The sequence below is a fragment of the Streptomyces beijiangensis genome, assembly GCF_017315755.1.
In the GTDB taxonomy this organism is placed as follows: Bacteria; Actinomycetota; Actinomycetes; order Streptomycetales; family Streptomycetaceae; genus Streptomyces; species Streptomyces beijiangensis.
In genome coordinates, this window is sequence record NZ_JAFLRJ010000366.1 from 1 (window position 1) to 12,997 (window position 12,997).

A 12,997-nucleotide genomic window follows, 5' to 3' on the forward strand; every position below is an offset into this window, starting at 1 on the left:
ATCGCCGGAGGGGCTTGATTTTGCCGATGTGAGCTTTCAGGTGCGGGCGACATCAGCAATTTCAAGCCCGTCCGGCGATTGAGGACAAGCGGCCGAAGGTCGCTTACGGGTGGGGGCGTCCGGAGGCCGGGCCTCGCCGACGCACCCCTGACTAGCCCCGCAGCCGACCTCGCGCGTCCATCAGTGCGAACCCCAGCAGGTTCAGCCCCCGCCATGTCGCCGGGTCCTGGGCGCGCTCGTCCGTCGCCGCCAGCCCGATCCCCCATATGCGGTCCATCGGGCTCGCCTCCACCAGTACCCGGTCGCCCGTGCCCAGCAGATAGTCCCGCAGCCCCGCGTCCGCGCCGAACTTGTGCACGCTGCCCTCGACCACGATGCCGTACCGCTCGCGCGCCCACACCGCGTCGTCGAAGCCCTGGACCAGGCGTCCGGCCTTCTTCGCCAGCGCCGGGTTCGCCGCCGCCACGGCCTTGCGCTCGGCCGCCGCGTCCCCGAAGAGCCGCGCCTTGGACGCCATCATCCAGTGCTCCGCCGTCGCGTACTCCACTCCGTCCGCCGTGAACGGCGAAGGCCACCACTGGCTGAGACAGCTCGTGCTCAGCACTCCGTCCGCCCTCGGGGTGTGCCCCCAGAAGTGCAGATACTTGATCTTTGCGCCCGCGCTGACCTGCGCCGTCAGTTCCTCGATGTTCCCGGTCTTCCCCATGCACGCGAGTCTGGCAGCCGCCACGGACACTCCGTCGTGGATTTCCAGGCTGACGCGACACATGGTCGACCGAATCCGTCGCGTAACCAAAAGGCAACAACGGAATCACTTGTTGGCGAACTGTGCCTCTGTCAGGATCGGCACTCAAATCGAGCTTGAGCTACGCAGAGCACGGAGAGCACGATGGACAACCGCTTCCAGGTGCAGGACCGCTTCGCGGCCGGCGCACAGTACATCGGCGGACAGTTGAGGAGCGGCACTTCGGGCCGTACGCACGACGTGGTGAATCCGGCCACCGGCGAGACCGTCTACACCTACGAACTCGCCTCGCCCGCCGACGTCGATGCCGCGGTCGCCGCCGCCCGCGCGGCGTTCCCCGGCTGGTCGGGGTCCACCCCGGGCGAGCGCTCCGATGCGCTGCACCGGTTCGCGGCCGTACTCGCCGAGCGCGCAGAGGAGTTCGCGTACGCGGAGTCCCTGCAGTGCGGGAAGCCCGTCAAGCTCTCCACGGAGTTCGACGTCCCCGGCACCGTCGACAACGCCGCCTTCTTCGCAGGCGCCGCACGCCATCTCCAGGGCCAGTCCGCAGGGGAGTACAGCGGCGACCACACCTCGTACGTACGGCGCGAGGCCATCGGCGTCGTCGGCTCCATCGCACCGTGGAACTACCCGCTCCAGATGGCCGCCTGGAAGATCCTCCCGGCCATCGCCGCGGGCAACACCATCGTGCTGAAGCCCGCCGAGATCACCCCGCTGACCTCGCTCCTCTTCGCCCAGGCCGCCACCGAGGCCGGCATCCCGGACGGTGTCGTCAACATCGTCACCGGCAGCGGCAAGGAGGCGGGCGAGCACCTCGTCGCGCACCCCGACGTCGTCATGACCTCCTTCACCGGATCCACCGCAGTCGGCAAGCGCGTCGCCGAGATCGCCACCGCGACCGTCAAGCGCATCCATCTGGAGCTCGGCGGCAAGGCCCCCTTCGTGGTCTTCGACGACGCCGACCTGGAGGCCGCCGTCCACGGTGCCGTCGCCGGATCCCTCATCAACACCGGCCAGGACTGCACCGCCGCCACCCGCGCCTATGTCCAGCGCCCCCTCTACGACGCCTTCGTGAGCGGCGTCGCCGAGCTCATGGAGAGCGTCCGTGTGGGCGACCCCTTCGCCCCCGGCACCGACCTCGGTCCGCTGATCTCCCACACCCACCGCGACCGCGTCGCCGCCATGGTGGAGCGCGCACGTGCGTACGCCACGATCGTCACCGGCGGCAAGGCGCCCGGGAACGACGGCGCCTACTACCTCCCCACGCTCATCACCGATGCCGCCCAGGACAGCGAGATCGTCCAGTCCGAGATCTTCGGCCCCGTCCTCGTGGTCCTCCCCTTCGACAGCGACGACGAAGGGATCGAGCTCGCCAACGACACCCCCTACGGTCTCGCCGCCTCCGCCTGGACGAGCAATGTCTTCCGCGCCAATCGCGCCACCCGCGAGATCAAGGCCGGCTGTGTGTGGGTCAACGACCACATCCCGATCCTCAGCGAGATGCCGCACGGCGGCTACAAGGCCAGCGGCTTCGGCAAGGACATGTCCGTGTACTCCTTCGAGGAGTACACACAGGTCAAGCACGTGATGTACGACAACACCGCGGTCGCCCGCAAGGACTGGCACCGCACGATCTTCGGGGACCGATAAAGAAAGGGCGCAGCCCATGGAGCAGCACGAGACCGAGCGTCTCTCCCCCGCCCAACTGGCCGCCATGCAGCGCAGTCTGCGCAACGGCAGGGGTGCCCTCACCCGCCGTTCGCTGCTGCGCGCCTTGGGCGCGGGCGCCCTGGGCGTCGGCGGTCTGGCAGCGCTCAGCGGCTGCGGCATCCCCGCCGCCAAGCGGCAGAACGATGCCGTATCGGCCTCCAACGACCACTCGGCCAAGGAGAAGGTGATCAACTTCTCCAACTGGACCGAGTACATGGACGTCAGCGACGACGAGAAGCACCGCCCGACCCTGGAGGCGTTCACCAAGCGCACCGGGATCAAGGTCAAGTACACCGAGGACATCAACGACAACGTCGAGTTCTTCGGGAAGATCCAGCCGATGCTCGCGGCCGGCCAGGACACCGGCCGTGACCTGATGGTCCTCACCGACTGGCTGGCCGCCCGTATGATCCGGCTCGGCTGGGTCCAGAAGCTGGACGCGTCACACCTCCCGCACGCGTACGCCAACCTCTCCGATCAGTTCCGCAGCCCCGACTGGGACCCGGGCCGCGTCTACTCGTATCCCTGGACGGGCATCCCCACGGTCATCGCGTACAACGTGAAGGCGACCGGCGGGAAGAAGATCGACTCCATCTCGCAGCTGCTCGACGACCCCGCGCTCAAGGGCCGCGTCGGCTTCCTCACCGAGATGCGCGACACGGTCGGGATGACCCTGCTCGACATGGGCAAGGACCCCGCGACCTTCACCGACGACGACTTCAACGGGGCGATAGCCCGCCTCCAGAAGGGCGTCGACAGCAAGCAGATACGCCGCTTCACCGGGAACGACTACACCTCGGACCTCGACAAGGGCGACCTGGCCGCCTGTGTCGCCTGGGCCGGTGACCTCATCCAGCTGCAGGCCGACAACAAGGACATCAAGTACGCGATCCCGTCGGCCGGTTATCTGACCTCCTCGGACAATCTGCTCGTCCCGGCGAAGGCGCGCCACCAGCGCAACGCCGAGCGGCTGATCGACTACTACTACGAGCCCAAGGTCGCAGCCCAGCTCGCCGCGTACATCAACTACGTCTGCCCCGTCGAAGGGGTGCACGACGAACTCGCCAAGATCGACCCGGAGCTCGCGTCCAACACGCTGATCCTCCCCGACAAGGCGATGACAGCGAAGTCGCATGCCTTCCGCTCGCTTTCGAGCAAGGAAGAGACGGCGTACGAAGAGAAGTTCGCCAAGCTCATCGGCACCTGAGCCCCATCCCCCTCTTCCCCTCCTCAAGACTCTGGGATCGCAACCCATGACAGACACCTCAGGCGGCGACGTCCGTCTCACCGGGATCAGCAAGACCTACGGCTCCTTCACCGCGGTGCACCCCCTCGAACTGACCGTCCCGCAGGGCTCCTTCTTCGCCCTGCTCGGCGCATCGGGCTGCGGCAAGACCACCACGCTGCGGATGATCGCCGGACTGGAGGACCCGACCACCGGGACGGTCTTCCTCGGCGACAAGGACGTCACCGACCTGCCGCCGTACAAGCGGCCCGTCAACACCGTCTTCCAGTCCTACGCGCTCTTCCCGCATCTGAACGTCACCGAGAACATCGCCTTCGGTCTGCGCCGGCGCGGCATCAAGTCCGTGAAGAAGCAGGTCGACGACATGCTGGAGCTCGTCCAGCTCGGCGACTTCGCCCACCGCAAGCCGCACCAGCTCTCCGGCGGCCAGCAGCAGCGCGTCGCCGTCGCCCGTGCGCTCATCAACCACCCGCAGGTCCTGCTCCTCGACGAGCCGCTGGGTGCGCTCGACCTCAAGCTGCGCCGTCAGATGCAGCTGGAGCTCAAGCGCATCCAGACCGAGGTCGGCATCACCTTCATCCATGTCACCCACGACCAGGAGGAGGCCATGACCATGGCCGACACGGTCGCGGTGATGAACGGCGGCCGGGTCGAGCAGCTGGGTGCGCCCGCCGATCTGTACGAGAACCCGAACACCACCTTCGTCGCCAACTTCCTCGGCACCTCCAACCTCATAGAGGCAGAGGTCCTCGAAGCGGGCTCCGACATCACGGTGACGGCCTCCGGCGCCAAGCTGCACCTGCCCGCCGGACGATGTTCGACGTCCACCCCCACCCGCAGCGGGGGCAAGCTGCTCGTCGGCGTACGCCCGGAGAAGATCTCCCTGGCCCACGCGGACGACGCGGCGAAGATCCCCGAGGGCCGCAACCGCATCACGGGCCGCATCGCCGACTCCAGCTTCATCGGTGTCTCCACGCAGTACGTGATCGACAGCCCGGTCTGCCCCGAGCTGGAGGTGTACGCACAGAACATCGAGCGCGACGCCCGCCTGGTGCCCGGCGCCGAGGTCGTCCTGCACTGGAACCCCGAGCACACGTTCGGTCTGGACGCGGCTCAGTCCATGCTTGCAGGGACAGTGGGCTCCGCGGGGACGGAGGAGGCGGCGTGACGACGCTCGCGGAGACACCCCCCGCCGCCGAACTCCCTCTGCGCAAGCCGTTGCTCCGGCGCAAGCTCGTCCCGTACTGGCTGCTGCTGCCCGGCATCATCTGGCTGCTGATCTTCTTCGCGCTGCCGATGGTCTACCAGGCGTCGACCTCCGTGCAGACGGGCTCCCTGGAGAAGGGCTTCCAGGTCACCTGGCACTTCCAGACCTACTGGGACGCCTTCAAGGAGTACTACCCGCAGTTCATCCGCTCCCTGCTGTACGCGGGGACGGCCACGGTCCTCTGCCTGATCCTGGGCTACCCGCTCGCCTATCTCATCGCCTTCAAGGCGGGCCGCTGGCGCAATGTGGTGCTGATCCTGGTCATCGCACCCTTCTTCACCAGCTTCCTGATCCGCACCCTCGCCTGGAAGACGATCCTGGCGGACGGCGGTCCTGTGGTGCACGTGCTCAACACGCTGCACGTCCTGGACGTCACCAGCTGGCTCGGCTGGACCGAGGGCAGCCGCGTCCTGGCCACGCCCATGGCGGTGGTCTGCGGGCTCACGTACAACTTCCTGCCGTTCATGATCCTGCCGCTCTACACCTCGCTGGAGCGCATCGACGGACGGCTGCACGAGGCGGCGGGCGATCTGTACGCCACCCCGGCGACCACCTTCCGCAAGGTGACCTTTCCGCTCTCCATGCCGGGTGTCGTCTCCGGGACGCTCCTGACCTTCATCCCGGCGAGCGGTGACTATGTGAACGCCGAACTGCTCGGCTCCACCGACCAGAAGATGGTCGGCAACGTCATCCAGTCGCAGTTCCTGCGCGTGCTCGACTATCCGACGGCGGCCGCGCTCTCCTTCATCCTCATGGCGATCGTGCTGGTCATGGTCACCGTCTACATCCGCCGCGCCGGAACGGAGGACCTGGTCTGATGTCGATCCCGCTGCGCTGGCTCCGACGCAATCTCATCACCATCGCGGGCCTGATCACGCTCGCGTATCTGATCCTGCCGAACATCGTCGTGATGGTGTTCTCCTTCAACAAGCCGAACGGGCGCTTCAACTACGCCTGGCAGAGGGGCTCCCTGGACGCCTGGAAGGATCCCTGCGGAGTCGCCGACATGTGCGACTCGCTCTCCCTGTCGCTGCAGATCGCGGCCTGGGCGACGGTGGGCGCGACTGTGCTCGGCACGATGATCGCCTTCGCGCTGGTCCGCTTCCGATTCCGGGCACGCGGCGCGATCAACTCGCTGATCTTCCTGCCGATGGCGATGCCCGAGGTCGTCATGGCGGCATCGCTGCTCACGCTCTTCCTCAACATGGGCGCGCAGCTCGGCTTCTGGACGATCCTGATCGCGCACATCATGTTCTGCCTGAGCTTCGTGGTGACGGCGGTCAAGGCGCGCGTGATGTCGATGGACCCGCGACTGGAGGAGGCGGCCCGCGACCTCTACGCCGGTCCCGTCCAGACCTTCGTACGGGTCACCCTGCCGATCGCGGCCCCCGGGATCGCGGCCGGAGCGCTGCTCTCCTTCGCACTCTCGTTCGACGACTTCATCATCACCAACTTCAACGCCGGCTCCACGGTGACCTTCCCCATGTTCGTCTGGGGATCGGCGCAGCGCGGCACGCCGGTGCAGATCAACGTCATCGGCACGGCAATGTTCATCATTGCGGTACTGGTGGTCCTCGCCGCGCAGCTGCTCAGCAACAGCCGGCAGAAGAACAGCGCAAAGCCCTAAGAACCCCTGAGGGAGTTGGAAGACATGGCCCCAGCCGCCATGCGTCGTACTACCGCTGCACAGTCCCTTGCCGAGGCCCGTCCGGTCTCGTTCTGGCTGGAAGACCCGGGAAAGCCCGAGACCCGACCTGCCCTCACGGGCGAAGAGACCTGCGATCTGCTCGTCATCGGCGGCGGCTACAGCGGGCTGTGGACCGCGCTCCTCGCCAAGGAGCGCGACCCGCAGCGTGACGTCGTACTGATCGAGGGCCACGAGGTGGGCTGGGCGGCCTCGGGCCGCAACGGCGGATTCTGCGCCGCCTCGCTCACCCACGGCCTGGCCAACGGTCTCGCCCGCTGGCCGGGCGAGATCCAGCAGCTGGAGCAGCTGGGCGAGGAGAACCTGGACGCGATCGAGGAGGCGGTCACCCGGTACGGGATCGACTGCGACTTCGAGCGCACCGGCGAGATCGACGTGGCGACGCAGCCGCACCAGGTCGACGAGCTGCGCGAGTTCCACACCGAGATCTCCGAGCGCGGCTTCACCGGCGTGGAATTCCTCGACCGGGACGCGATCCGCGCGGAGGTCGACTCGCCGACCTTCCTGGGCGGCCTCTACGACCGCAGGGGCGTGGCGATGCTCCACCCCGCCAAGCTGGCCTGGGGTCTGAAGCGGGCCTGCCTGGATCTGGGTGTACGGATCTACGAGCGCACCCGCGGCCTGGACCTGGCCGCCTCGGGGGCGGGGATGGCGGTCCGTACCCCGTACGGCAGGATCCGCGCCCGGCATGTCGCCCTGGGCACGAACATCTTCCCCTCGCTGGTCAAGCGGGTCCGTCCGTACACCGTGCCGGTCTACGACTACGCACTGATGACGGAGCCGCTCACCGCCGACCAGCTGGCGTCCATCGGCTGGAAGAACCGCCAGGGCCTGGGCGACAGCGCGAACCAGTTCCACTACTTCCGGCTGACCGCCGACCACCGCATCCTCTGGGGCGGCTACGACGCGGTCTATCCGTACGGCGGCCGGCTGAGCGCCGACCTCGACCACGGCCCCGACACGTACCTGAAGCTGGCGGAGCACTTCTTCACCTGTTTCCCCCAGCTGGCGGGCGTCGGCTTCAGTCATGCCTGGGGCGGTGCGATCGACACCTGCACCCGTTTCTCCGCCTTCTTCGGTACGGCGCACGGCGGCCGGGTCTCCTACGCGGCCGGATACACGGGCCTGGGCGTGGGCGCGACGCGCTTCGGCGCGGACGTGATGCTGGATCTGCTCTCGGGGGTACGGACCGAGCGCACCGCTCTGGAGATGGTGCGCACCAAGCCGCTGCCGTTCCCGCCGGAGCCCTTCGCCTGGGCGGGCATCGGCCTCACCAAGTGGTCCCTGGCCAGGTCGGACGCCCAGGGCGGCCGGCGCAACCTCTGGCTGAAGTCGATGGACAAGCTGGGCCTCGGCTTCGACTCCTGACCGTGCGCGGACCCTTGCACGTGCGCGGACCCTTGCACGCCCGGGGCGCACAACCACTGATCATGGTGTGACCCACTTCACTACCAACAAGTAGCCAAACCCGCGTAATGATCCGCACCCACCGCGCTCTCACCCAGTGCACGCACCGTTTTTCGCGTACACGGACTGGATGGAGGGCCGAGCGATGAGTGGCTCGGAGACAAAGACCGCGGTGGAGTGGCTCGCATCGGTGGCACCGGATCCGGACGCCTGCCGGTGGGAATGGGAGCGCAACCCGCTCGGGGTCGCTCTCCTTCCCGCCGGCAGGCTCTGGGACGTACTGATCCTCCCCGGCGAGCTCGGCTATCCGACCCTGGATGTCCTCACTCGCATGATCGACCGGCCAGGACCGGTCCTGGCCGACTTCGGCGACTCCCGGATGGGCTTCTTCGTCCCCCCGGGGACGGCCGCGCGCTGGATCGGCACCGGGGTGCGGGGCGCCGGCCGCGGCACCTGGATCGTGGTCCCCTACCCGGGCCGTTCGACGGGCGGGGTGCGCTGGCTGGTCCTCCCCGACGGCAACGGCACGCTCACCGATCCCGCGCTCCTGGAGCTCGCGATGCATGAGGCGGCGTCCCAAATCGCCAGGAATGACGGGGGTGGTGGGGCCGGCGGAGGCTGATGCCCCGCCAGAGGTCTTGACAACCGGATTGGTCTGGACCATGTTGTGGCGCGCTCCACCACATCAATCCCCCCATGCCCGGAGGCAGTTGTGGACCGCCCAAGACTTCTGGCTTTGCTCGCTGCGGCTGCCCTGGCCGCAAGCGGAATCGTCGCCACGGCACAGGCTTCGCAGGCCGCCGATGCGGACCAGCTACGTAACGGAGGATTCGAAGCGGGCCTGGACGGATGGAGCTGCAGCAACGGCTCCGCGGTGGGATCGCCCGTTCGCAGCGGCACCTCCGCCCTCCGGGCGACCCCCGCGGGCAGCGACTACGCCCAGTGCGCGCAGACCGTCACCGTCCAGCCGAACGCGACGTACACACTGAGCGGCTGGGTGCAGGGGAGTTACGTCTACCTCGGCGCGACCGGCACCGGGACGACGGACGTCAACACCTGGACGCAGTCGGCGACCAGCTGGCAGCAGCTCACCACCAGCTTCAAGACCGGCCCCTCCACCACATCGGTGCAGATCTACACGCACGGCTGGTACGGAACCCCCGCCTACTCCGCCGACGACCTCAGCCTCGTGGGCCCCGGCGGCGCCCCGGTGCAGATACCCGCGGCCCCCACCGGCCTGCGGACGGGCACGGTCACCTCCACGACGGTCGACCTGTCGTGGGGTGCGGTGACCGGCGCGACGTCGTACGCGGTCTACCGCAACGGCGCCAAGGTCGCGACGGCGACGGGCACTTCGACTACGGTCGGCGGGCTGACCCCCTCCACCGCGTACAGCTTCCAGGTCGCGGCGGCCAATACGGCGGGCGAGTCCCCGAAGTCGGCGGCGGTCACGGCCACCACCGGCGCGACGAGCGGCGGCGGCACAGGCACGCTGCCCGCCCACGCCCTGGTCGGCTACCTCCACTCCAGCTTCGCCAACGGCTCCGGCTACACGCGCATGGCCGACGTACCCGACTCCTGGGACGTGATCGATCTGGCCTTCGGCGAGCCGACCTCCGTGACCTCGGGCGACATCCGCTACTCCCTCTGCCCGGCCACCGAATGCCCGGGCGTGGAGTCGCTCGCCGACTTCAAGGCCGCCATCAAGGCCAAGCAGGCGGCGGGCAAGAAGGTGCTGATCTCGATCGGCGGCCAGAACGGCCAGGTCCAGCTGACGACCACCGCGGCCCGCGACACCTTCGTCACCTCGGTCTCGAAGATCATCGACGACTACGGCCTGGACGGCCTGGACATCGACTTCGAGGGCCACTCGCTCTCGCTCAACACCGGTGACACGGACTTCCGCAGCCCGACCACCCCGGTGGTGGTGAACCTGATCTCGGCCGTGAAGACGCTGAAGGCGAAGTACGGCTCGAAGTTCGTCCTGACGATGGCCCCCGAGACCTTCTTCGTCCAGCTCGGCTACCAGTACTACGGATCGGGCCCCTGGGGCGGCCAGGACCCGCGCGCCGGCGCGTACCTCCCGGTCATCAACGCGCTGCGCGACGACCTGACCCTGCTGCACGTCCAGGACTACAACTCGGGCTCGATCATGGGACTGGACAACCAGTACCACTCGATGGGCGGCGCGGACTTCCACATCGCGATGACCGACATGCTGCTGACGGGCTTCCCGGTGGCGGGCGACCAGACGAAGATCTTCCAGCCGCTGCGCCCCGACCAGGTGGCGATCGGCCTGCCCGCATCGACGAACGCGGGCAACGGTTACACGGCCCCCGCCGAGGTCGACAAGGCCCTGGACTGCCTGACGAAGAAGACGAACTGCGGTTCGTACGCCACCCATGGCACCTGGCCCGCACTGCGCGGCCTGATGACGTGGTCGGTCAACTGGGACCGGTTCAACAATCAGGAGTTCTCGAAGAACTTCGACGCGTACAACTGGAGCTGATCACCAGCAGCGCCCCGCACAGACACAGGCTGCCCAGCACGTCGAGCGGCCAGTGATAGCCGTGCAGCAGGAGCCCGATGGCCGTCGCCGTGGTCAGCAACCCGGCGGCGGCCATCGCCGCTGTGCGCCAGATCCCCTTCAGATACGGGGAGAGGACCATCGCCGCGCCGAAGTAGGCCACCATCGCCGTCGCCGTGTGACCGGAGGGGAAGTAGCCCGTGTCCGTCGTCAGCGGTCCTGGGCGGTCGGTCCAGATCTTGATCGGGACGACCAGGGCCGGGGTCACCGCCATCGTGAGGCCTGCCGCCAGCACCTCGGCGCGGGATCCGCGCCAGGCCGCGTACGCCATACAGGTGAGGAGGACGGGGACGGCGACCTTCGGACTGCCGAAGTCGGACAGGAGGTTGGTCAGCCAGGGCGAGCCGTGGCCGGCCAGATGGCGGTCCAGACTCTCGTCGAGGCGGCGCAGCGGCCCGTCGGCGGCGACCTGCCAGGTGATCAGCGCGAAAACGGCGAGGAGCGCTACGCAGAGTGCGCGCGGAGAAATGAGAGAAGCCCTTCGCTCCGGATCAGGGGGGGTTGTTCCGGAGCGAAGGGCCGGATCGGTGTACCGCGCGCCCCGGGGGGTGTGGGGCGGGCGGCCATCCGATCGGTGAGGATTTCCGGAACTCGAGGCTCCGGTGGTGTGCGCGAAGGCACGGCCAGGCTGGAACTGGGGAGGCCCCTGCCTGGAGTCGCTCGCAGTCCCCTGCGAGCGGGGTGTTTCTCTCATCTGCAGAAACCGTACGCCAGGGAACAGGGCCGCCGACAGTCGGATCTCCATCCCGCCATCGGCCCCCCACAGGGTCTTCACACGCTCTGACCGTTGCCCACGGGTGGCGAAGTGCTTCAGACGCCCGCGAAAGCCTGCTCGAGGATGTCCAGGCCCTCGGTGAGGAGGTCCTCGCCGATCACCAGCGGAGGCAGGAAACGGAGGACGTTCCCGTACGTTCCGCAGGTGAGGACCAGCACGCCCTCGGCGTGGCAAGCCTTGGCCAGAGCCGCGGTCGCCGCCGGGTTCGGGTCCTTGGTGCCGGACTGGACGAGCTCGATCGCGATCATGGCCCCGCGACCGCGGATGTCGCCGATGATGTCGAACTTCTCCTGCATCGAGGAGAGGCGGGCCTTCATGACCTCCTCGATGCGCTTGGCCTTCGCGTTGAGGTCGAGCTCCTTCATCGTCTCGATCGCACCGAGCGCGGCGGCGCAGGCCACCGGGTTTCCGCCGTACGTACCGCCGAGGCCGCCGGAGTGCGGTGCGTCCATGATCTCGGCGCGGCCCGTGACGGCGGCGAGCGGGAGGCCGCCCGCGATGCCCTTGGCGGTGGTGATCAGGTCGGGGACGATGCCCTCGTCCTCGGAGGCGAACCACTGGCCGGTGCGGCAGAAGCCGGACTGGATCTCGTCCGCGACGAAGACGATGCCGTTGTCCTTCGCGAACTGCGCGATGGCGGGCAGGAAGCCCTTCGCCGGCTCGATGAAGCCACCCTCGCCGAGGACCGGCTCGATGATGATCGCGGCGACGTTCTCCGCGCCGACCTGCTTGTTGATCATGTCGATGGCCTGGGCGGACGCCTCGGCGCCGGCGTTGTCGGGACCGGTCGGCCAGCGGTAGCCGTAGGCGACCGGGACGCGGTAGATCTCGGGCGCGAAGGGGCCGAAGCCGTTCTTGTACGGCATGTTCTTCGCTGTCATGCCCATGGTGAGGTTGGTGCGGCCGTGGTAGCCGTGGTCGAAGACGACGACGGCCTGGCGCTTGGTGTACGCACGGGCGATCTTGACGGCGTTCTCGACGGCTTCGGCGCCGGAGTTGAAGAGGGCCGACTTCTTGGCGTGGTCGCCCGGGGTCAGCTCGGCGAGGAGCTCGCAGACCTCGACGTAACCCTCGTACGGCGTGACCATGAAACAGGTGTGGGTGAAGTCCTGCAGCTGGGCGGAGGCCCGGCGGACGACGGCCTCTGCGGAGGAGCCGACCGAGGTCACGGCGATGCCGGAACCGAAGTCGATCAGCCGGTTGCCGTCGACGTCCTCGATGATGCCGCCGCCCGCGCGGGTCGTGAAGACCGGCAGCACGGAGCCGACGCCACTGGCGACGGCGGCCGTACGGCGGGCCTGCAGCTCCTGCGACTTCGGGCCGGGGATGGCGGTGACGACGCGTCGCTCCTGCGGGAGAGCGGTCATGGGGGACTCCTGGGGGTGACTGGGGGGTGTGACCGGGCTGGAACGGACGCTTGGCTTCTTCTCGCAGGCTAGGGGCGGCAGCCGGGACGGGGCATGCTCCGATCGGGAGTGGTGGACGCGTGTCGTTGTCCGCGAGGGCGAAATAGCAATGCGATTCAGGCCGGGCAAAAACAAGCCCGTCCGGCGAT

General features: G+C 68.2%; 11 protein-coding genes. 8 read left to right on the forward strand and 3 right to left on the reverse strand.

Going from position 1 to position 12,997, the window contains the following annotated elements:
- Positions 1-151: 151 nt before the first annotated feature.
- Positions 152-706, reverse strand: coding sequence for a riboflavin biosynthesis intermediates N-glycosidase (gene ybiA / locus J0695_RS31040; protein WP_206967681.1), 555 nt, complete (start codon positions 704-706; stop codon positions 152-154).
- Between the two features lie 183 nt (positions 707-889).
- Here ybiA and J0695_RS31045 point away from each other — a divergent pair, with 183 nt between their 5' ends.
- From J0695_RS31045 to J0695_RS31080, 8 genes are all read left to right on the forward strand, one after another.
- Positions 890-2,395: a gamma-aminobutyraldehyde dehydrogenase gene (locus J0695_RS31045; protein WP_206967683.1), complete on the forward strand. Its 1,506-nt coding sequence runs from the start codon at positions 890-892 to the stop codon at positions 2,393-2,395.
- Between the two features lie 16 nt (positions 2,396-2,411).
- Positions 2,412-3,662, forward strand: coding sequence for an ABC transporter substrate-binding protein (locus tag J0695_RS31050; RefSeq protein ID WP_206967685.1), 1,251 nt, complete (start codon positions 2,412-2,414; stop codon positions 3,660-3,662).
- Between the two features lie 46 nt (positions 3,663-3,708).
- Positions 3,709-4,869 (forward strand): ABC transporter ATP-binding protein, encoded by a 1,161-nt coding sequence (locus J0695_RS31055; RefSeq protein WP_206967687.1) that lies wholly within the window; start codon positions 3,709-3,711, stop codon positions 4,867-4,869.
- Entirely contained in the window at positions 4,866-5,786 is a 921-nt protein-coding gene (locus J0695_RS31060) for an ABC transporter permease (protein ID WP_206967689.1), read from the forward strand. The genes J0695_RS31055 and J0695_RS31060 overlap by 4 nt, the downstream gene beginning before the upstream one ends.
- Entirely contained in the window at positions 5,786-6,595 is an 810-nt protein-coding gene (locus J0695_RS31065; RefSeq protein ID WP_242553419.1) for an ABC transporter permease, read from the forward strand. The genes J0695_RS31060 and J0695_RS31065 overlap by 1 nt, the downstream gene beginning before the upstream one ends.
- A gap of 24 nt (positions 6,596-6,619) precedes the next feature.
- A complete protein-coding gene (locus tag J0695_RS31070; RefSeq protein WP_206967691.1) occupies positions 6,620-8,041 on the forward strand; it encodes an NAD(P)/FAD-dependent oxidoreductase in 1,422 nt (473 codons plus the stop codon).
- Positions 8,042-8,225: 184 nt separating this feature from the next.
- Positions 8,226-8,702 (forward strand): hypothetical protein, encoded by a 477-nt coding sequence (locus J0695_RS31075; protein ID WP_206967694.1) that lies wholly within the window; start codon positions 8,226-8,228, stop codon positions 8,700-8,702.
- A gap of 90 nt (positions 8,703-8,792) precedes the next feature.
- Complete coding sequence (locus tag J0695_RS31080) at positions 8,793-10,589, forward strand: chitinase (protein ID WP_206967696.1); 1,797 nt, start codon at positions 8,793-8,795, stop codon at positions 10,587-10,589.
- Here J0695_RS31080 and J0695_RS31085 read toward each other — a convergent pair.
- Positions 10,540-11,361, reverse strand: coding sequence for a phosphatase PAP2 family protein (locus J0695_RS31085; protein WP_206967698.1), 822 nt, complete (start codon positions 11,359-11,361; stop codon positions 10,540-10,542). The two genes, J0695_RS31080 and J0695_RS31085, sit on opposite strands and share 50 nt — an antisense overlap.
- Positions 11,362-11,477: 116 nt before the next feature.
- A complete protein-coding gene (gene gabT, locus J0695_RS31090; protein ID WP_206967701.1) occupies positions 11,478-12,809 on the reverse strand; it encodes a 4-aminobutyrate--2-oxoglutarate transaminase in 1,332 nt (443 codons plus the stop codon).
- Positions 12,810-12,997 lie beyond the last annotated feature (188 nt).

Bases quoted from the DNA above. Each gene is read 5' to 3' on its own strand.
- ybiA (WP_206967681.1), bottom strand. From the start codon at position 706: ATGGGGAAGACCGGGAACATCGAGGAACTGACGGCGCAGGTCAGCGCG.
- J0695_RS31045 (WP_206967683.1), top strand. From the start codon at position 890: ATGGACAACCGCTTCCAGGTGCAGGACCGCTTCGCGGCCGGCGCACAG.
- J0695_RS31050 (WP_206967685.1), top strand. From the start codon at position 2,412: ATGGAGCAGCACGAGACCGAGCGTCTCTCCCCCGCCCAACTGGCCGCC.
- J0695_RS31055 (WP_206967687.1), top strand. From the start codon at position 3,709: ATGACAGACACCTCAGGCGGCGACGTCCGTCTCACCGGGATCAGCAAG.
- J0695_RS31065 (WP_242553419.1), top strand. From the start codon at position 5,786: ATGTCGATCCCGCTGCGCTGGCTCCGACGCAATCTCATCACCATCGCG.
- J0695_RS31070 (WP_206967691.1), top strand. From the start codon at position 6,620: ATGGCCCCAGCCGCCATGCGTCGTACTACCGCTGCACAGTCCCTTGCC.
- J0695_RS31075 (WP_206967694.1), top strand. From the start codon at position 8,226: ATGAGTGGCTCGGAGACAAAGACCGCGGTGGAGTGGCTCGCATCGGTG.
- J0695_RS31085 (WP_206967698.1), bottom strand. From the start codon at position 11,361: ATGAGAGAAACACCCCGCTCGCAGGGGACTGCGAGCGACTCCAGGCAG.
- gabT (WP_206967701.1), bottom strand. From the start codon at position 12,809: ATGACCGCTCTCCCGCAGGAGCGACGCGTCGTCACCGCCATCCCCGGC.